Consider the following 20,791-nt stretch of genomic DNA (forward strand, 5'->3'; position numbering starts at 1 on the left):
TAAAAACGACCTATAAACCTAAGTAAATCCTTGCTTTATTGTCTTGTTTATTATACTATACTAGTGTATATACAGACAAAAAGGAGATTCTTATGAATACGCGAAAAAAGACACAATTTATGACAATGACTGCCCTCTTAACGGCTATTGCGATTTTGATTCCAATTGTTATGCCTTTCAAAATTGTCATTCCACCTGCTTCCTATACTTTAGGAAGCCACATCGCTATTTTTATTGCCATGTTCTTATCGCCCTTGATGGCTGTTTTTGTCATCCTAGCCTCTAGTTTTGGATTTTTGATGGCTGGCTATCCCATGGTTATCGTTTTTCGAGCTTTTTCCCATATCTTTTTTGGGACTTTGGGGGCTCTTTACCTACAAAAATTCCCCGATACCCTAGATAAACCAAAAGCTTCCTGGATTTTCAACTTTGTGTTAGCGCTTGTCCATGCCCTTGCTGAAGTATTAGCTTGTATCGTTTTTTATGCAACTACCGGTACCAATGTAGAAAATATGTTTTATGTTCTATTTGTACTAGTTGGATTTGGTACAATTATTCATAGTATGGTAGACTATACATTAGCACTAGCTGTCTATAAAGTGCTTCGCAAACGCCGTTAAAAGGAAGAACTATGACAAAAGATCGCAAACAAGCCCTGCTCCAACTCTTGAAAGAAGCTCCTAAAGCCCTCAATGGCCAAAGTTTAGCTGAACATTTTCATGTTACACGCCAGGTCATTGTACAGGACATTGCAATTTTAAGAGCCGATGGCGCTCCTATCCTATCCACCAATCGTGGCTACGTCTATAAGCAAATTGAAACCAATCCTTATGTTCACAAACTTTTCAAAGTGAAACATGAAGTTGAAGAAATCGGTCAAGAACTCCTTGCTATCGTAGATAATGGCGGACGTGTTCAAAACACCTTGATTGACCATCCCGTTTATGGAGAAATTGAAACCTTGCTGAAACTGTCTTGCCGCCGAGACGTTCAACATTTTCTAGAACAAGTCGAGCATTCTGATTTTAAACCTTTATCTGAATTGACAGATGGTATCCATTACCACCTAGTTGAAGCCGAAACACAACAAGACCTCCACTATATCGAGGAGGCCTTGGATCAGCTCGGTTATTTAGTAAAAGACTAGAAAATTTTCTTTTCCCAATCGTCTTCTGTACGGTGGCGGTAGAAAAACTCTGACTTGTCAGGAGCTTCCATCATTTCCATCAAAGGTAGCATATCATAGGCCAGATCCAAGTTTGGAATCTGGTCTTTTTGCACCCAAGAAACTTCTCCCTCTTCTGAAGAGCGAAGGGTACCAGAGAACTCAGTCGCCTTATAACAAACGACAATATAGCGCCCACCTGTATCTAGTGGCCAATTTTTAATGCCGACAAGTTGAGGATTTTGGATAGTCAACCCTGTTTCTTCATAGATTTCACGAATGACAGACTCTGCGAAAGACTCGCCGTTTTCTACATGACCTCCTGGAAAGGCATAACCTGACCAGCGATTGGTTTCAGGAGAGCGATACTGCATGACTACGCGCTGGGTTTCGAGATCTTCAATCAGACAAATATTTGTTAAAATCGTTAATTGGGAACGGGACATAAATTTACTCACTTTCTAATTTATTAAATTTTCAGACTTGCACCAGTGCCATTAGCTTCTACTTTGTAAAATTATTTAGAATAGAATACCATACGTTTTTCCTTTATGGGCTTTCCAAGTTCAAGCATCTTTTCTTGTCCATCAAAAGTAAAAACCATTTTTTGATAGAAAGCTATGGCTCGCTTATTATCTTTCAATACCCATAAGAAAATTTCAGAAAAATGATTAAGAGCAGTCAAAGCTGCTCTAACTAACTTTTGTGCGATACCTTTTCCATAATAGTCTTTTAAAACATATAAAGCAATAATTTCACCAGCTTGAATAGTCTCATCACGAAAGTTTCCATAACTGATAAAACCAACTACCTTCATGCCATCTATCGCAATCAATGTATTTTCTGGATACTTTTGACTAAAGAATCGACACCTTTCCAATGTCATTGTCTCCTGAAATTCTGCAGGCAAAAGGTCGTCATAAGCCTCTCTCCACGCTTTCCAGTGAACGAGAGATTTACTTTCTATCTCTTCAGGAGTTTCCATTGATTTGATAACAACCGTCATTTATTTTCTTCTCCTTAATCCAACAGTCTGACTTCCTTTGCTACTTTTTGTAGAAATTTTTCTCTTGTTGAACTTGTATTCACTTCACGTCCTAACTCTCCTAAGATTGAAACCCTCTTTGTTTTGATACCGCAATGATTCAGGACAGCATTCTTTAATACTGATATTCCATAACTGTCTGGAATATTAATCGGACCTGAAAATACTTTGTACCACCAAGTTGGTGCCATGGAGGTTGCATAAATACTAGCTGTTTTTCCTTTTAGTAACTTTTTAAACTGATTACCTCTCAAGTAGTTCAAAATAAAGCTTCCTCGATTATTTGCTGAGTATGCAATGCCTGGCGTAAAAACACGATCAATCCACCCCTTCAATAGACTAGGCATACTACTCCACCAAATTGGATAAACAAAAATGAAATGATCTGCCCACTGAATTAATTCCTGAGATCGTAGAATAAACGGATCGTCCTCCATCCTTTGTCGATAACCATAACGTAAAACAGGATCAAACTCTTCCTCATTAAGATTAATCATTTCAAGTTCATGTCTCTTTGAGTCTATATTTTCTACAATCGTTTGAAAAATTGCTTGGCAGTAACTTTCTTTATCAGGATGTCCATTAATAACTAAAATATTCATAAAATTCCCCTAATCCAACGCCTTGACTTCCAGCATCATATCACGAATCTGAGCTGCTAGTTCAAAGTCAAGCACTTCAACTGCTTCTTGCATTTGTTTTTCAAGTTTCTTGACGAGTTCTTTGCGTTCTTGTTTGTTGAGGCTATTGATATCGACTTCCTTGTCTTCTTCCTTAGCAACTGCCTTGGTCACAGCAATCAGGTCACGGATTTCTTTCTTGATTGTCTGAGGCACAATACCGTGTTCTTCATTATAGGCCATCTGAATTTTCCGACGGCGAGCTGTTTCATCGATAGCACGTTGCATAGACTGAGTCACAGTGTCCGCATACATGATGACATGCCCTTCACTGTTACGGGCAGCACGACCAATGGTCTGGATAAGGCCACGTTCATTACGAAGGAATCCTTCCTTGTCGGCATCGAGAATAGCTACGAGACTCACTTCAGGAACGTCAATTCCTTCACGAAGGAGGTTGATTCCAACCAAAACATCAAAGACACCCAAGCGCAGGTCACGGATAATCTCTGTCCGCTCCAAGGTCTTGATATCCGAGTGCATGTACTTGACCTTGATACCCATTTCCTTGAAATAGTCGGTCAAGTCTTCTGCCATTTTCTTGGTTAAAGTGGTAATAAAGGTACGCTCATTCTTTTCAACACGGGCATTAATTTCACCTAAGAGGTCATCAATCTGTCCCATAGTCGGACGTACTTCCACCTCAGGATCCAAAAGACCTGTTGGTCGAATGATTTGCTCAATCACTGTCTCGGTCTGTTCATTTTCATAGTCGCCAGGTGTCGCTGAAACGTAGACAATCTGATGCACATGACTTTCAAACTCTTCACGACGGAGGGGACGATTGTCCAAGGCTGACGGCAAACGGAAACCATAATTAACTAGCATTTCCTTACGCGAACGGTCACCATTGTACATGCCCTTGATTTGTCCCATAGTCATGTGGCTCTCGTCAATCATGATTAAGAAATCATCTGGGAAAAAGTCAAGAAGGGTATACGGAGGCTCACCTTCGCTACGCCCATCCATATGGCGTGAGTAGTTTTCAACCCCGTTGGTATAGCCCATCTCACGGAGCATTTCGATATCATACTCAGTCCTCTGTTTCAAGCGTTGCGCTTCAAGCAATTTGCCTTCCTTTTCAAAGATAACTAGTTGCTCTTCTAATTCTGCTTGAATCTTGGCAATAGCAACTTCCATATGGTCGTCATTGGTCACAAAGTGAGTAGCTGGGAAAATAGCCAAATGATCCACTTCTCCCAAGACCTGACCCGTCAAAGCTTCAACCTCACGAATACGGTCAATTTCGTCTCCAAAAAATTCTACTCGAAAGGCATGCTCATCACGAGAGGCTGGGAAAATCTCCACTACATCCCCACGAACGCGAAATCTTCCCCGTTGGAAATCAATATCATTTCGCTCAAACTGAATATCGACCAAGTCATTCAAGAGTTTATCACGAGAAATTTCAAGGCCTGGACGGAGACTAACGACACTATCAGCGTATTCCTTGGGCGAACCCAAACCATAGATACAAGAAACGGAAGCTACGACGATAACATCATTACGCTCCAGAAGGGCTGAAGTCGCTGAGTGACGAAGTTTGTCAATCTCATCATTGACAGAGCTATCCTTTTCAATATAGGTATCGCTAGAAGGGACATAGGCCTCAGGTTGGTAATAATCATAGTAGGATACGAAGTACTCAACAGCATTTTCAGGGAAAAATTCCTTAAATTCTCCATAGAGCTGGCCTGCTAGAGTTTTATTGTGGGCAATAACCAGAGTTGGTTTATTGACTTTGGAAATGACTTGACTCATGGTATAGGTCTTCCCTGTTCCGGTCGCTCCCATCAGAATCTGAGCTTTTTCTCCACCCTCGATATTATCAACCAACTGCTCGATAGCTTGTGGTTGATCTCCTGAAGGTTGGTATTTTGATACTAGTTTAAATTGATTATCTGTAATACGATTGATCATAAGAATCCTCTCTCGATATGCTATTCCTATTTTAGCATACTTATAGCATTTTCACGAAGAAAAGGACGGATCGAAGTCACATCCTTTCATTTTCTTTCTTTAATTGATAGACGAGGTAGAGAATCAGCAGTAGCAAGACCAGACTTGTCATGATAGAACCTTCTATGCCAAAAGAACCACCTGATAGCCAATCTTGATTACCTTGTGGTAAAAAGGTCATCAGCGATGTTCCTGACTGCTGACCACTAACTAAAATCCCACAGAGATTTCCTTGAGCAAAATTCCAAGCACCATGAATACCTGCCACACTCCAAACTGTATCAGTTTTGAGAAGGTAAAGAGCCATGGCAACTCCGAATAAGAAGAGATTCATTAGAGATAGAGGTGTGAGACCAGAATTTCCCACATGAAGCAGGGTAAAGAATAGGCTAGATATAAGAACAGCAAGTTTTAGATTAGTTCTTGAGGCCAATTGGGGAAGGAGCCAAGCACGGGACACCACTTCTTCTGCTGTCCCCTGTAAAATCCAAAATGGAATAGTAAAGACAACAAAGGCAAGCGAATAAGGATTTAAGTGAATAGACTCAAAACGATATTGCCCCAAGGCCACTAAACCTAACAAGGTCAGAAGAAAAAGTGCCAGGCCTAGGCCAAATCCTTTAAAGAGATTGCTGAGGAAATTCTCTCTATAAAATCCCAAAGTTCGAATAGGTCTTTTCTCAACTTTTCTAGTCCATCTGAACACAGTGTTGAGAATAAAACCAAAGGCCAGCAATTCTAAAATTAAACGAAAATCACCTGTTTTATCCATCAAGCTCTGCTGCAAGGTCTGCAAGTAGATTGCAAAAGCTTGACCAGCCTCTCCAAAATTTCTAGCAAGTCCGATGAGAGCTAACAAACTAATACCATATAAAGTATAAGCCACAAACTCTCCTATAAAGACAAAAGCAAAGGCTAACAAGGGGCTTGTGTAGAGGTTTAACCGCATTTGAGAAGCTTGGAAGTCTTTAAAAATTCTTTTGTTCTTCACATCTCCGTCCTCTTTTCTTCCATTATATACTGTTATTATAGCACTTTGTGGTAGCAGTTCAAGAAAGAAATAAAGAGCTTTTATGTTATATCTTCTAACATAAAAGTCCCTAGATTTGCATTTTTTTGTTTTTTCTGATATAATGGGAAAATATTCGGAAAAGGAGACTAAAAATGAAGAAAAAATTTCTAGCATTTTTGCTAATTTTATTCCCAATTTTCTCATTAGGTATTGCGAAAGCAGAGACGATTAAGATTGTGTCTGATACCGCCTATGCACCTTTTGAGTTTAAAGATTCAGATCAAACTTATAAAGGAATTGATGTGGACATTATCAACAAAGTCGCTGAGATTAAAGGATGGAATATTCAGATGTCCTATCCTGGATTTGATGCAGCGGTAAATGCGGTTCAAGCTGGTCAAGCTGACGCTATCATGGCAGGGATGACAAAGACGAAAGAACGTGAAAAAGTCTTCACCATGTCTGATACTTACTATGATACAAAAGTTGTCATTGCAACTACAAAGGCACACAAAATTAGCAAGTACGACCAATTAACTGGTAAAACTGTTGGTGTTAAAAACGGAACTGCCGCTCAACGTTTCCTTGAAACAATCAAAGATAAATACGGCTTTACTATTAAAACATTTGACACTAGTGATTTGATGAACAACAGCTTGAGTGCTGGTGCCATTGATGCCATGATGGATGACAAGCCTGTTATCGAATATGCCATCAACCAAGGTCAAGACCTCCATATTGAAATGGATGGTGAAGCTGTAGGGAGTTTTGCTTTCGGTGTGAAAAAAGGAAGCAAATACGAGCACCTGGTTACTGAATTTAACCAAGCCTTGGCTGAAATGAAAAAAGATGGTAGTCTTGATAAAATCATCAAGAAATGGACTGCTTCGTCTTCTTCGTCAGTACCAACTACAACTACTACAGCTGGTCTGAAAGCAACTCCTGTTAAAGCTAAATACATCATTGCCAGCGATTCTTCTTTTGCACCTTTTGTGTTCCAAAACTCAAGCAACCAATTTACTGGTATTGATATGGACTTGATTAAGGCTATCGCTAAAGACCAAGGTTTCGAAATTGAAATCACCAATCCAGGTTTCGATGCAGCTATCAGTGCTGTTCAAGCTGGACAAGCTGATGGTATCATTGCTGGTATGTCTGTCACAGATGCTCGTAAGGCAACTTTTGACTTCTCAGAATCATACTACACTGCCAATACTATCCTTGGTGTCAAAGAATCAAGCACCATTGCTTCTTATGAAGATTTAAAAGGAAAGACAGTTGGTGTTAAAAACGGAACTGCTTCTCAAACCTTCCTAACAGAAAATCAAAGCAAAAACGGTTACAAAATCAAAACTTTTGCTGATGGTTCTTCAATGTATGACAGTTTAAACACTGGTGCCATTGATGCCGTTATGGATGATGAACCTGTTCTCAAATATTCTATCAGCCAAGGACAAAAATTGAAAACTCCAATCGCTGGAACTCCAATCGGTGAAACAGCCTTTGCCGTTAAAAAAGGAGCAAATCCAGAGTTAATTGAAATGTTCAACAACGGACTTGCAAACCTTAAAGCAAACGGAGAATTCCAAAAGATTCTTGATAAATACCTAGCTAGTGAGTCTTCATCTGCATCAACAAGCACTGTTGATGAGACAACTATCTGGGGCTTGCTTCAAAACAACTACAAACAACTCCTTAGCGGTCTTGGTATCACTCTTGCTCTAGCTCTTATCTCATTTGCTATTGCCATTGTCATCGGGATTATCTTTGGTATGTTTAGCGTTAGCCCCTACAAATCTCTTCGTGTGATCTCTGAGATTTTCGTTGACGTTATCCGTGGTATTCCATTGATGATTCTTGCAGCCTTTATCTTCTGGGGAATTCCAAACTTCATCGAGTCTATCACAGGCCAACAAAGTCCAATTAACGACTTCGTAGCTGGTACTATCGCCCTCTCACTCAATGCGGCTGCTTATATCGCTGAAATCGTTCGTGGTGGTATTCAGGCTGTTCCGGTTGGTCAAATGGAAGCCAGCCGAAGCTTGGGTATCTCTTATGGAAAAACCATGCGTAAGATTATCTTGCCACAAGCAACTAAATTGATGTTGCCAAACTTTGTTAACCAATTCGTTATCGCTCTTAAAGATACAACCATCGTATCTGCTATCGGTTTGGTTGAACTCTTCCAAACTGGTAAGATTATCATCGCCCGTAACTACCAAAGTTTCAAGATGTATGCAATCCTTGCTATCTTCTATCTTGTAATTATCACACTTTTGACTAGACTAGCGAAACGCTTAGAAAAGAGGATTCGTTAATGGCAAAACTAAAAATTGATGTAAATGATTTACACAAGCACTATGGAAAAAATGAGGTTTTAAAAGGAATTACGACCAAGTTCTATGAAGGAGATGTTGTTTGTATCATCGGTCCTTCAGGTTCTGGTAAATCAACCTTCCTTCGTAGCCTCAATCTTCTAGAAGAAGTTACGAGCGGTCACATCACTGTGAACGGTTATGACTTAACTGAAAAAACTACCAACGTTGACCACGTCCGTGAAAATATCGGAATGGTGTTCCAACACTTCAACCTCTTCCCTCATATGTCTGTATTGGACAATATCACCTTTGCTCCTATTGAGCACAAGTTGATGACTGAGGAAGAAGCTGAGAAATTGGGAATGGAATTGCTTGACAAGGTTGGGCTAGCAGATAAAGCTAATGCTAATCCAGATAGCCTATCAGGTGGTCAAAAACAACGTGTGGCTATCGCTCGTGGACTCGCCATGAATCCTGATATCATGCTCTTTGATGAGCCAACTTCCGCTCTTGACCCTGAGATGGTCGGAGACGTACTAAACGTTATGAAGGAATTGGCTGAGCAAGGTATGACCATGATCATCGTAACCCATGAGATGGGATTTGCCCGTCAGGTTGCCAACCGCGTTATCTTTACTGCAGATGGCGAGTTCCTTGAAGACGGAACACCTGATCAAATCTTTGACAACCCTCAACACCCTCGTCTGAAAGAGTTCTTGGACAAGGTCTTAAACGTCTAAACGCAAACTGTAAGGATTTCCTTGCAGTTTTTTTCTATCTCGTATTGGATTTTTTGATTTTTCGGAAAATTATGTTAGAATTAAGTTTATGAAATGAGGTTTCCTCATACCTAGCAAGACTAGGAATAAAAATAGAAATTAGGTAGCTAGATGTCATCTAAGGTTATTGTTACAATTTTCGGTGCGAGTGGAGACCTGGCTAAACGCAAGCTCTACCCTTCCCTTTTTAGACTATATAAATCCGGCAATCTTTCCGAGCACTTTGCAGTCATTGGAACTGCTCGTCGTCCTTGGAGCAAGGAATATTTTGAATCTGTTGTAGTCGAATCCATCCTTGATTTGGCAGATAGTACCGAACAAGCTCAGGAGTTCGCTAGTCACTTCTACTATCAAAGTCATGATGTCAATGATACAGAACACTACATTGCTTTACGTCAATTGCAGGCTGAACTAAATGACAAGTACCAAGCTGAACACAACAAGCTCTTCTTCTTGTCTATGGCACCTCAGTTCTTTGGAACTATCGCCAAACACCTCAAGTCTGAAAATATTGTGGATGGTAAAGGTTTTGAGCGCTTAATCGTTGAGAAGCCATTTGGTACAGATTACGCAACTGCAAGCAAGTTGAATGACGAGCTCCTAGCAACATTTGACGAGGAACAAATTTTCCGTATTGACCATTATCTTGGTAAGGAAATGATCCAAAGTATCTTTGCAGTTCGCTTTGCAAACTTGATTTTTGAAAATGTGTGGAACAAGGACTTTATCGACAATGTTCAAATTACCTTTGCGGAGCGCTTGGGTGTAGAAGAACGTGGTGGCTACTATGACCAATCTGGTGCACTCCGTGACATGGTACAAAACCATACACTACAACTTCTTTCTCTCCTTGCTATGGACAAACCAGCAAGCTTCACAAAAGACGAGATTCGTGCCGAAAAGATTAAGGTCTTTAAAAACCTCTATCATCCAACGGATGAAGAGCTTAAAGAACACTTTATCCGTGGTCAATACCGTTCAGGTAAGATTGATGGCATGAAATATATCTCTTATCGTAGTGAGCCAAATGTGAATCCAGAATCTACAACTGAAACCTTTGCATCTGGTGCCTTCTTTGTAGACAGCGATCGCTTCCGTGGTGTTCCTTTCTTCTTCCGTACTGGTAAACGTCTGACTGAAAAAGGAACTCATGTCAACATCGTCTTTAAACAAATGGATTCTATCTTTGGAGAACCACTTGCTCCAAATATTTTGACCATCTATATCCAACCAACAGAAGGCTTCTCTCTTAGCCTAAATGGGAAACAAGTAGGAGAAGAATTCAACTTAGCTCCTAACTCACTTGATTACCGCACAGATGCGACCGCAACTGGTGCTTCTCCAGAACCATACGAGAAATTGATTTATGATGTCTTAAATAACAACTCAACTAACTTTAGCCACTGGGATGAAGTTGGCGCATCATGGAAATTGATTGACCGTATCGAAGAGCTCTGGGCTGAAAATGGTGCCCCACTTCATGACTATAAAGCTGGAAGCATGGGCCCTCAAGCAAGCTTTGACTTACTTGAAAAATTCGGTGCCAAATGGACTTGGCAACCAGATATTGCCTACCGTCAAGATGGTCGCTTAGAATAAAAAATTTCCTGCAAGTTTGTAGCTTGCAGGATTTTTGTTTCTGATTAGATTAAACCTTCCAAGAGACCCTTCATAAAGTTTTCTGAGTTAAACTCGCCAATATCATCGATTTTTTCACCAAATCCAATCAATTTTACAGGAATATTGAGTTCTTCTCGGATGGCTAAAACAACCCCACCTCGAGCAGTTCCATCAATCTTAGTCAAGACAATTCCTGTCAAAGGGGTAATTTTTGAAAATTCTTTGGCCTGTACCAGGGCATTTTGACCAGTTGAAGCATCGAGTGCCAGGAAGGTTTCATGTGGTGCTTCAGGCACAACACGCTTGATAATGCGTCCAATCTTCTCCAACTCAGCCATAAGGTTGTCCTTGTTTTGCAGACGACCAGCGGTATCAATCATGAGAATATCGATACCTTCAGCCACGGCACGTTCCATTCCATCAAAGACTACACTGGCTGGGTCAGCTTTTTCAGGTCCAGTCACAACTGGAACGTCTACACGACGGCCCCATTCAGCAAGCTGGGCTACTGCTCCTGCACGGAAGGTATCTGCCGCAACCAGCATGACCTTTTTACCAGCTTGTTTATAGCGGTGAGCTAGTTTCCCAATAGAAGTTGTTTTCCCAACACCATTAACACCAACAAAGAGCATGACTGTCAAGCCATCTTGGAAGTGGATTCTTTCATCGTAGTTGCCACCTTTTTCATAAAGTTCAACCAATTTCTCAATGATGACACGGCGAAGTGCGTCAGGTTTCTTGGCGTTTTCAAGCTTGGCTTCGTAGCGTAGCTCCTCCGTTAAGTTAGAAGCGACTTGAACACCAACGTCACTCATAATCAGCAGTTCTTCCAATTCCTCGAAGAATTCTTCGTCAACAGAGCGGAAGTTAGCAAAGAAGGCATTCAAGCGGGCACCAAATCCTGTACGAGTTTTCTTAAGACTGCGGTCATATTTTTCCTGAACAGTTTCTTCTACCTGAGGCCTTTCTGCTTCAAGAACTCCAGAACTATTTTCTTCTACAGCTTCTATGAACTCAGGATTTTCTTCCTCTGAGACTTCTTCTGAGTTTGGAAATTCTTCGACTTCTTCTTGAGAAACTTCTACAGCTGGCTCTGAATCCATACTTTCTTCAACTGTGTCTTGGATTTTCTCTTCTTCAAGCACAGCTTCTTCAGCAATTTCTGCTTCTTCTTGAGAAACTTCCTCAGCTTCTGTATCTTCAGACAAATCAAGATTTTCCAGAGCTTCTTTTACAACTTCTTCGATTTTAGGTTCTTCTTTTTTTCCGAATAGACGGTCAAATAATCCCATATCTTAATTCTCCTTTAGCACATATTCTTCGATAGCCCAGGCGACAGCTTCCTCATCGTTGGTCATAGGAGTTACCACATTTGCGACTTCCTTGACTTCAGGAACAGCGTTTTGCATGGCAACACCGAGTCCTGCCCACTCAATCATAGAAAGGTCATTGGCCTCATCACCACAGGCCATGACTTGGCTTTGGTCGATTCCAAGATGGCTGATTAGTTTAGCCAAACCTGTTGCTTTATGAACATTCTTTGGTGACCACTCTAGCAACATTTCACGTGATTTAAAGATTTCATATTGGTCAAACAATTCTGGAGAAATCTTCTGAATGGCTGCATCCAAGGGTTCTTGAGCAAAGGCAGTCACGCATTTATTGTAGGTCATCTGACTAGACAAGTCTGCAAAGTCCACTGGAACAAAGGTCAATGCTGGATTAAATTTGGCATAAAGACTTTCTTGGTCCGATTGGATTTGATAAACCGTTCCTTCTGAGATAGCATCAAGAGGCAGTGATAATTTCTCTGTTTCCTCATACAAGCGTGCCACATCATCATAGGAAAAGACTGTCTTATCAAGGATTTCACCTGTATTTTTCTGAACCAAACCACCATTAAAAGTAATCGTATACTCATCTTCCTGACCGTCAGTCCCTAGCTCATGGAGAAAGAAATCCATAGCTTTTAAGGGACGACCAGTTGTCAATACGACCTTGATACCACGATCACGCGCAGCTTTCAAAGTTGCCTTGGTACGAGCCGTCAGCCTTTTATCAGTAGTCAGCAAGGTCCCATCCAAGTCCAATGCAATCAATTTTATATCTGCCATTATAAGCCCTCCATATAAGCGATAACCGACTGGTCCTTATGGTGACCAATCATAGTCTCTGCTAATTCTAAAATCTCTGGTCGTGCATTTTCAGGAGCCACAGGATGTCCCACAACCTGCATCATATGCAAGTCATTTAGATTGTCTCCAAAAGCCATAACCTGATCCATTGTGATACCAAGTTTTTTAGCCAATTCAACAATAGCCACACCCTTATCGACATAGTCCAGAACAATATCAATGGATTCAAAGCCAGTTGTCATGGCCTTAACACCAGGCACGTTTTCGTTTACCCAAGCCTCCCCAGCTTCCAGCGTTTCTTCTGTGAAGTTGGTTGTAAATTTGAAAATGTCATCTGTGATATCTTCCAAACTCGCTACTTTTTGGATATTTTCATTATAGTGCTGACTCACTTTTAAATAAGTCTCATCAACTGTATCTAGCACATAAGAGCCTTTTTTCCCCGTCAAGAGCAATTTATTGATATCTACATAAGGTGACGTTTTCAGCTTTTCAAAAGTTGCCAGATAAAACTCACGAGACATGGTCGCTTCATACAAGTCTTGACCTTGATATTCTACCAAACTGCCATTTTCCGCGATGAAAATGATGTCATCACGAACATCAGCAAATAATTTTTCTAGAGATAGGAATCCGCGCCCCGAAGCCACTGCAAAGTAAATCCCTTTTTCATTGTAAGAAGCCAAGAGAGACTTGAGGCGGTCCATATCAAAGCGTCCATTCCCATCTAGGAAGGTTCCGTCCATATCCGTTGCTACTAGTTTAATTGTCATCCTTCAATACTTTCTAAATCTTTTAACTTCACCGAAACAATTTTTGAGACACCTGATTCTTGCATGGTCACTCCATAGATAGAATCAGCTGCTGCCATGGTTCCTTTACGGTGGGTTACGACGATGAACTGGCTGTCCTTATCAAAGCGGTTGAGGTAATCCCCAAAACGCTTAACATTAGCTTCATCCAGTGCAGCCTCTACCTCATCCAAGATAACAAATGGAATGGTCTTGACACGGATAATGGAGAAGAGCAAGGCAAGAGCTGATAGAGCTTTTTCACCACCACTCATGAGGTTAAGCGACTGGATTTTCTTACCTGGAGGTTGAACAGAAATCTCCACACCAGCTGTTAAAAGGTCGCCCTCAGTCAATATCAAGTCTGCTTGACCTCCGCCAAACATCTGCTTGAAGGTCACTTTAAAGGACTCACGAATAGCTTCAAAGGTTGACTTAAAGCGTTCCTTGACCTCATCATTCATCTCAGTAATAGTCTCAAGGAGCAGGTTTTTCGCCGACAAAATGTCATCTCGCTGGCTATTCAAGAAATCCAGACGGCTGTGAACTTCTTCGTACTGTTCAATAGCATCCAAATTGACAGGCCCCAGTGAGCGAATAGCCTTCTCTAAATCTTTAACCTCTTGCTCTGCCAGATTGAGATTCTCCAACTCATGAGACTTTTCTAAAGCTTCAGTATAGCTAATCTGGTACTGGTCTGTTAATTGGCTTTGTAAATGGCGCAAGCGCTCGCTGATCTTTTCTTTCTTAGCTTCAGCACGTGTTTGCTTGCGAATCCACTCCTCATTCTGTTGGCGAGCCTGATCCAAATGACTGGCAATATCATCCAGCTGACCTTCTATATCATCCAATTCAAACTGCTTGCGAATCAAACCTTGTTGAAGACTTGTTTTCTGGTTTTTGGCGTCTTCAACCTGTTGACTGAGCAATTCTGTATCAACTTTCTCAAGATTATCAACCTTTTCTTGAAGAAGGCGCTGGATTTCCTCTTGCTCGATATTCAGATTATCCAATTCCTTGCCTAAACGTTCAATATCCGCAACTTCATAACGTTTTTGTCCTTGCAGTTCTGTCTTAAGCAGGCGAGCTTGCGCTAGCTCTTCCTGTAAGTTTTGATAGCGTTCTTGGATGGCGTTTTTGTTAGACTTAATCTCTTCAATCTCAGCTTCCAGATTTTGCTTATCACTGGCAATTGTAGCAAGGCGCTCTTGGCATTTTTCCTTATCTGCTTGCCAATCTCCCTCAGTAAGACGATTTAATTCCTCTTCTTGGAGTTTCCAAAGAGTTTCTAGCTCTTCAACTTGCTGACTGGTCTGCTGATAAGCGAGGGACAAGCCTTGCTCCTGAATACGAGCCTGCTCTCCTTGAGATTTGATGGCTTCTAAACTTTCTGTCAATCTAGCCATCTGGTCTTGCAAGGTCTTCAAAGCCGCCTCTTCTGAACGCAAGCTTGCTTCTTCTTCAGCAATTTCTTTTTGTAATTGCTCCAGCTCTGGCTTGATAAAAATACTGTTATTCTGGCGATTGGCTCCACCTGCATAGGAACCACCTGTGCGCAACTCTGTGCCGTCCAAAGTCACCATACGAACCTGATAACGAAACTGGCGAGCTGCTGCACGCGCATGTTCTACAGTATCAAAAATAGCTGTTGTTGCTAGCAAGTTCTTGAAAATAGCTTCCAGTCTAGTATCAAAAGTAACCAGCTCATCTGCCATCCCAAGGAAACCTGGGCTTGCAGCAATAGCATCTTGGTTCTGACTAGAAATCGTACGCGCCTTGATCGTAGTCAAAGGAAGGAAGGTTGCACGACCAGCTCTGTTTCGTTTGAGGAAATCAATCGCTTTGGTTGCCGCATTTTCATCTTCTACGATGATATGCTGACTGCTAGCTCCAAGCGCAATCTCCAAGGCAGTTTGATAATGGACATCAAAGATCAGGTGCTCACTGACTGCCCCAATAATCCCACCAAGGCGGTCTTTTTCTTGGAGAACACTCTTAACACCTGCATAAAAGTTACTATGATTTCTCAGGATATTTTCCAAACTTTGGGCTCTAGCCTGCTTGTTTTTGAGACTATCCAGACGGTCAAAGAGTTGACTTTGTTGAGCTTGATAGAAAGTTTTCTGCTCCTCTTGCTCCTTGGCACAGATTTGATAGTCGGTCAGTAATTTCTGAACCTGCTCCTTGGCAGTTTCAAGCTCTTCTTTTTGATGACTAGCCTTCTCTTTAGCTGTAGCTAACTGTTCTTTCAGCTTTTCTAATTGATCTGCTTGTTTTTGAGAAAGCTGACGACTATTTTCCAATTCATTCTCAATACGGGTCAGATGGTTTGAGACATCCGCTTCTTCTTGTAAAAGAGATACAAAGCGTTCACGTAAGAGCTCAATCATCTGATCTGGATCATCTGAAAAAGCCAGTAATTCAGCCTCTAATCGATTGAGTTTTTGATTATTTTGGACTAGATTTTCATCTAACTGTGCCAAATTCGCTTCTTTTTCAGCTTTTTCCTTACTTAGAGAATTTCTCTTATCCTCTAAAGCAGCCAAACGGGCTTGTGCTTCCTGTTGATTGATGGCTACTTGCTCAGATTCTAATTTCGATAGGGCTAATTTTCTCTCTAAATCACTAATCAGACTGGTCAAATCCATCAAACTGCCTTGGTCTTTGGCCATTTCAGCCTGTAAATCTTGGCGTTCTTTTTTAAGATTCTGATTTTCTTCTTCTAATTTTTCACGCTTTTGATAATAACTAGTCAATAGTTCCTGAACCTGAGCCAACTCTTCTTCTGTCGAGTCTAGTTCAGCCTTATTTTCCTTGATTTGAGCAACCAAAACATCCAAGTAAATAGCTTTGCGTTGACCATCCAAGTCTAAAAACTTACGAGCATTCTCTGCTTGTTTTGCAAGAGGCTTGATTTGATTATCCAACTCGTAGATAATGTCCTCTAAGCGGTCTAGATTATCTTGAGTTTGCTGCAGTTTGCTTTCTGTTTCTTTTCTGCGAGTCTTGTATTTCAAAACTCCTGCAGCTTCTTCGAAAATGGCACGGCGTTCTTCAGGCTTGGAGTTGAAAATCTCCTCAACCTTCCCTTGGGAAATGATGGAGAAAGAATCTCGTCCCAAACCTGTGTCCAAGAAAAGATCATGAATATCACGTAGACGGACTTTCTTGCCGTCAATCTTGTATTCGCTATCTCCACTACGATAGATATGGCGTTCTACCCTGATTTCTTGACCAGCATCCTTGATAAATCCGTCATGATTATCCAGAGTCACAACCACAGAAGCATAATTGAGCGGTTTACGACTTTCTGTTCCAGCAAAGATGACATCTGGCATCTTGCCACCACGGAGACTCTTAACACTGGACTCCCCTAAGGCCCAACGCAGACTTTCTGTAATATTCGACTTTCCAGATCCATTGGGTCCAACAACTGCCGTCACACCTTGGTCAAAGACAACCTTAGTCTTGTCAGCAAAAGACTTGAATCCCTGAATTTCGATTTCCTTTAAATACATGAATCCAGCCCTTTCTCAACGGCATTTTTGGCAGCTTCCTGCTCTGCTAATTTCTTAGAACGACCTTGACCTTGACCAATGCTCTTTCCTTCAACAAGAACTTCTACATCAAAGACCTTATCATGGGCAGGACCCGTTTCAGAAATCACCTGATAACGAATAGCCACATCCCCATTGACCTGAAGTAACTCTTGGAGATGGGTTTTGTAGTCTGTAATCATCTCAAATTCGCCTGCTTCAACCTTAGAAATCATGACTTGATAGATAAATTCCTTGACCTTGGCCACATCCTTGTCCAAAAGGAGGGCACCAAGAAAGGCTTCAAAGGCATCACCAAGAATGGTATCACGATTGCGACCACCAGATTTTTCTTCCCCCTTACCCAGCTTGATAAACTGATCAAACTGACAATCACGCGCAAAACCAGCTAAACTCTCCTCGCGGACAATCATGGCACGGAGTTTAGACAAGTCACCCTCAGGCTTTTTAGGATATTTTTTATACAGATATTCTGAAATCAATAACTGTAGAACAGCGTCTCCTAAAAATTCCAAGCGTTCATTGTGTGAAATTTTTAAGAGGCGGTGCTCATTGGCATAACTCGTATGAGTAAAGGCAGTCTCCAGTAAATTTTTGTCTGCAAATTCGATTGCAAAATGGTTTTTAAGTACAGTTTGTAATTCTTTCATACCAACCTCTTTCTAACTGATAACAGTCCTTTTTATTATATCAAAAAAAGCCCCCTGAGTCACTTTAAAACGGGAGAAAACAAGAGACTAAAGGGAACTTATCGACTACTATTAAAATGGAAAAATATTAGAATAACGGGTAAAAGTTATTTACTTTAAGCTACCAGCCAAGGGAAATCGTTTCAAACTGACAACCTAAGCGTCGCAATTCTTTTTGACGATCCTCATAGTAGGGGAGGGAAATGCCTGTGATGGTCACATGGGGCAGGTCTTTCAAATGGAGGCTGACAGACGAGGTGAAGTGATAGACCTGAACGAACTCGTATTCTTGAAAGAGTTGGGCTAGGACATCTTCAAAGATCAGCTCCGTCTCCAAGTAAGTCACGTTTGGAATAGTGAAGGTTTCCTTTGGATGAGGCAGATAGAGATCAATTGCCAAAGCCTTGGCATAGGTACTGATAAAACGGATGGAGATCTGATCGTCCTCTTCAGAGAACTTTTGCCCCAACAGGACCTTGACCGTCTTACCATTTGAGACGGGTGCTTGTGGCAGGTCAAAAAAATGCTCCAGATAAACAAGCTTTTCTCTAGCTACGACATGGTAGTCACTGCGATAGAGGGTATAGTGCTTTTCCGTCCGCTCAATCAAGTCATCTCTGGTCAAGCCCAAAGGTCCCACCTGAATAGGTTGAAGAGGGAGGGCATACATTCCCAAAGGGTAAATATCCGCATAGCCATCATCAAAACTCATGAGGTGCTGGTAATTTGAACTAGCAACCAAGTCCAGAATCAAGCTATTGTCAAAACTAGCATAAAAGATGGTGTCATAGTCGCCGGCAAGCTCCTGACAAATCTGAGCCAAGTCCTCTGCATCCTGAGGATAGTGAACATGGTCAAAATTCTTAGCATAATGCTCCTGACGGGCATTTTTGACAGGACTGACATAAAGGCTGACAAAGTCCTGATTAGGATAGAGCCCCTTGATATGCTGGGCAATCTTGGCCTGCAAGGGCGTTGTGGCAATGATGAGGTGTTTCATCTCTTTGATTCTCCTAGGTGGTGATGTTGCAGCAAGGTCTCAACGACTTCAAAGTCCAAGGCATCGTCGATATCATAAGAATAGAGTTTGGGCATTTCATAGGCTACTGTCTTATCTGTGTAAAAGGTCTCATCTCGTAGGTAAAGGTCCTTGCGAGAAATCCAAATACTACCGTTGGGATAGTAATAGACAGGCTCTTTCTGCCGAGCATAGTGCTTGGAAACCTGAGGCGGACGGATAAATGACGACTCCACTAACTGCAAGTAAAGACTACGACTCTTGTCTGCCTTAACACAGGAAATCAGATGGTCGGCCCCAGACTGACAGTAGAGTTGATAGGACTCGACGAGGTGCTCCACCTCTCTCAAGGGTGAGGTCACCTGTAGATTCACAAAGACCTGCTCTTCCTCAAAGGGCTGTAAAAAGTCGCGTAAGGTTTCTAAGCTAGAGGTTGTTGATAGGGCCAATTCTTTCGGTCTATGGACACAACAAATCTCTGGATAAGCTTGACGACAGAGTTCTAGATAGGCGAGTGAGTCTGAGGAGACCCAGATGTCACTAAATAACTTGGAGGCTAGAGCGACTTCAATGGTATAGAAAACCAAGGGTTTGCCTGCAAGCGGTTTGATATTTTTATCCACTAAGCCGCGTGAACCCGAACGGATCAAAATGACAGCTATGGGTTTAGATGTTGCTTTCATATAGTCTTCCTAGAATTGAGATAAAAAGGGCAGATAGGGTAGTGATGATGCTATTTAACCAGGGATTGGGGTTGGCAAAAAGGCCACTGTAATGATAGAGAACCAAGGCTCCTAGACTAAAGACCAGATAGATTTTGGCTAACTGTAAACTCGGTCTTTTGAGGAGTAAGACCAAGAAGTACAAACCACCAATCACACCCAGTGTCAAGCCCATAAAGCCGTTAATCCATTCGTAGATGGAGTAGATTTCTGCATTCATGAGCAAGAGGCAGAGGAGCCAGGACAGACCTGCTAAGACAAAGGATAAGAGACTTGGCGACCAGCGAATCTTTGACCAAGCAAAATCCAACTTCAAGCAGGTCACGATTGCATTCATACTGGATGAAACTGTGGATTGGCCTGCTGCCAAGAGAGCCAGCATGATAAAACCACCAAACCAAGGTGCCAGACCTTCCCGAGCGTAAGCGATGAGAACAGGATTGGTCGATGTGGTAGCGAAATTTTCCTGACGAATTAAGCAGCCAATCAGATACAGTAAACTAGCAATCCCAAAGGACAAAAGTCCCTGTAGCCATAAGATTTTTCCAATCTTCTGACGCCCCATTTTGCTATTAAAACGTTGGACGATATCCTGCGAAGAAACGTAGGAAAACAAGCTACTAAAACCTGCTCCTGCAACTAAGATAAAGACCGTCTTCCCATCCAGCGTCTCTGCAAAGTGAGATAGCTGTTGACTGCTATTCACGACTAAACCAGATTGGGTAATTCTTGGTAGAAATAGGACCAATATAGCCAGTAGGACCAAGCCCTGAAAGAAGTCCGTCCACAGCACAACCAAGAGACCACCACTTGCCAGATAATAGACCGTCAAGAGAAGGAGTAAACCAGACAAGATCAGCTGATTGATAGGGATAAAGGGCGCTAAGGCCTGAGACAACAAGTAGGTCACCACTGCTATTCGCCCCAACTGGTAGAGGATAAAAAGACCTGAGGCCAGTGAACGAATGCCAGTCGATTGAAACTTTTCCTCTAAAAGATGATAGGCTGTCTCATAGTTTCCCTTTTGATAGAGGGGCAGAAAATAGCGATGAGCTAGTGGAATGGCTAGAAAGATGCCACATTGGGCAAACCAGAGATAGGACCTACCTGTATAGGCATTCCCCACCAGAGTCAGAAAGGAAATGGGACTGAGCAAGGTCGCAAAAACTGAGAAGGCCAAAACTGTCACTGGAACAGCTTTCTTAACCTGATAATAGTCCTCTTCGCTCCCTTTTTTCCGATAGGCAATCCAGGAAATCAAGCAGAAATAAAGCGATAGGGTGACTAGAATTCCCAACATC

At 41.7% G+C, this 20,791-nt stretch carries 18 protein-coding genes; 5 read left to right on the forward strand and 13 right to left on the reverse strand.

Annotated elements, in window-relative coordinates:
- Positions 1-92: 92 nt before the first annotated feature.
- Together QM818_RS02495 and QM818_RS02500 are read left to right on the forward strand one after the other, a co-directional pair.
- The gene (locus tag QM818_RS02495) at positions 93-620 is read left to right on the forward strand and encodes a hypothetical protein (protein ID WP_261050749.1); all 528 of its coding nucleotides are present in this window, start codon (positions 93-95) and stop codon (positions 618-620) included.
- Positions 621-631: 11 nt separating this feature from the next.
- On the forward strand, positions 632-1,147 hold the full coding sequence (locus QM818_RS02500) for a transcription repressor NadR (protein WP_033685158.1): 516 nt from the start codon (positions 632-634) through the stop codon (positions 1,145-1,147).
- Here QM818_RS02500 and QM818_RS02505 read toward each other — a convergent pair.
- The 5 genes from QM818_RS02505 to QM818_RS02525 form a co-directional block, all read right to left on the reverse strand.
- The gene (locus tag QM818_RS02505; RefSeq protein WP_247932806.1) at positions 1,144-1,611 is read right to left on the reverse strand and encodes an 8-oxo-dGTP diphosphatase; all 468 of its coding nucleotides are present in this window, start codon (positions 1,609-1,611) and stop codon (positions 1,144-1,146) included. The genes QM818_RS02500 and QM818_RS02505 overlap by 4 nt on opposite strands.
- 71 nt (positions 1,612-1,682) lie before the next feature.
- Positions 1,683-2,171 carry a GNAT family N-acetyltransferase gene (locus QM818_RS02510; RefSeq protein WP_004254187.1) on the reverse strand — a complete coding sequence of 163 codons (489 nt, stop codon included), beginning with the start codon at positions 2,169-2,171 and terminating at the stop codon, positions 1,683-1,685.
- 14 nt (positions 2,172-2,185) lie between these two features.
- Complete coding sequence (locus QM818_RS02515; protein WP_024057962.1) at positions 2,186-2,812, reverse strand: NAD(P)H-dependent oxidoreductase; 627 nt, start codon at positions 2,810-2,812, stop codon at positions 2,186-2,188.
- Between the two features lie 9 nt (positions 2,813-2,821).
- The gene (gene uvrB / locus QM818_RS02520; RefSeq protein WP_261056311.1) at positions 2,822-4,810 is read right to left on the reverse strand and encodes an excinuclease ABC subunit UvrB; all 1,989 of its coding nucleotides are present in this window, start codon (positions 4,808-4,810) and stop codon (positions 2,822-2,824) included.
- 76 nt (positions 4,811-4,886) lie between these two features.
- The gene (locus QM818_RS02525) at positions 4,887-5,840 is read right to left on the reverse strand and encodes a CPBP family intramembrane glutamic endopeptidase (protein WP_049546509.1); all 954 of its coding nucleotides are present in this window, start codon (positions 5,838-5,840) and stop codon (positions 4,887-4,889) included.
- Positions 5,841-6,013: 173 nt separating this feature from the next.
- On the opposite strand from QM818_RS02525, the gene QM818_RS02530 reads away from it, so the two are divergent.
- The 3 genes from QM818_RS02530 (at position 6,014) to zwf (ending at position 10,557) form a co-directional block, all read left to right on the forward strand.
- Positions 6,014-8,179 carry an ABC transporter substrate-binding protein/permease gene (locus QM818_RS02530; protein ID WP_414299871.1) on the forward strand — a complete coding sequence of 722 codons (2,166 nt, stop codon included), beginning with the start codon at positions 6,014-6,016 and terminating at the stop codon, positions 8,177-8,179.
- Positions 8,179-8,919 (forward strand): amino acid ABC transporter ATP-binding protein, encoded by a 741-nt coding sequence (locus QM818_RS02535; RefSeq protein WP_414299872.1) that lies wholly within the window; start codon positions 8,179-8,181, stop codon positions 8,917-8,919. The genes QM818_RS02530 and QM818_RS02535 overlap by 1 nt, the downstream gene beginning before the upstream one ends.
- Positions 8,920-9,069: 150 nt before the next feature.
- Positions 9,070-10,557: a glucose-6-phosphate dehydrogenase gene (gene zwf, locus QM818_RS02540; RefSeq protein WP_049501794.1), complete on the forward strand. Its 1,488-nt coding sequence runs from the start codon at positions 9,070-9,072 to the stop codon at positions 10,555-10,557.
- A 44-nt stretch (positions 10,558-10,601) separates the two neighbouring features.
- Here zwf and ftsY read toward each other — a convergent pair whose 3' ends face one another.
- The 8 genes from ftsY to QM818_RS02580 form a co-directional block, all read right to left on the reverse strand.
- Entirely contained in the window at positions 10,602-11,870 is a 1,269-nt protein-coding gene (gene ftsY / locus QM818_RS02545; RefSeq protein WP_049546507.1) for a signal recognition particle-docking protein FtsY, read from the reverse strand.
- 3 nt (positions 11,871-11,873) lie between these two features.
- Positions 11,874-12,692 (reverse strand): Cof-type HAD-IIB family hydrolase, encoded by an 819-nt coding sequence (locus QM818_RS02550; protein ID WP_078238409.1) that lies wholly within the window; start codon positions 12,690-12,692, stop codon positions 11,874-11,876.
- On the reverse strand, positions 12,692-13,486 hold the full coding sequence (locus tag QM818_RS02555) for a Cof-type HAD-IIB family hydrolase (RefSeq protein WP_247939638.1): 795 nt from the start codon (positions 13,484-13,486) through the stop codon (positions 12,692-12,694). Before QM818_RS02555 ends, QM818_RS02550 begins: the two co-directional genes overlap by 1 nt.
- Complete coding sequence (gene smc / locus QM818_RS02560; RefSeq protein ID WP_414299873.1) at positions 13,483-17,022, reverse strand: chromosome segregation protein SMC; 3,540 nt, start codon at positions 17,020-17,022, stop codon at positions 13,483-13,485. Before smc ends, QM818_RS02555 begins: the two co-directional genes overlap by 4 nt.
- A complete protein-coding gene (gene rnc, locus QM818_RS02565; RefSeq protein ID WP_414299874.1) occupies positions 17,013-17,711 on the reverse strand; it encodes a ribonuclease III in 699 nt (232 codons plus the stop codon). The genes smc and rnc overlap by 10 nt, the downstream gene beginning before the upstream one ends.
- 160 nt (positions 17,712-17,871) lie before the next feature.
- Positions 17,872-18,750, reverse strand: a complete 879-nt coding sequence (locus QM818_RS02570; RefSeq protein WP_414299875.1) for a glycosyltransferase family 52 — start codon at positions 18,748-18,750, stop codon at positions 17,872-17,874.
- Entirely contained in the window at positions 18,747-19,451 is a 705-nt protein-coding gene (locus QM818_RS02575) for an acylneuraminate cytidylyltransferase family protein (RefSeq protein WP_064275785.1), read from the reverse strand. The genes QM818_RS02570 and QM818_RS02575 overlap by 4 nt, the downstream gene beginning before the upstream one ends.
- Complete coding sequence (locus QM818_RS02580; protein WP_064275784.1) at positions 19,435-20,790, reverse strand: sodium:solute symporter family transporter; 1,356 nt, start codon at positions 20,788-20,790, stop codon at positions 19,435-19,437. Before QM818_RS02580 ends, QM818_RS02575 begins: the two co-directional genes overlap by 17 nt.
- Position 20,791 lies beyond the last annotated feature (1 nt).

It is taken from the genome of Streptococcus mitis (genome assembly GCF_047464035.1).
In the GTDB taxonomy this organism is placed as follows: Bacteria; Bacillota; Bacilli; order Lactobacillales; family Streptococcaceae; genus Streptococcus; species Streptococcus mitis_DX.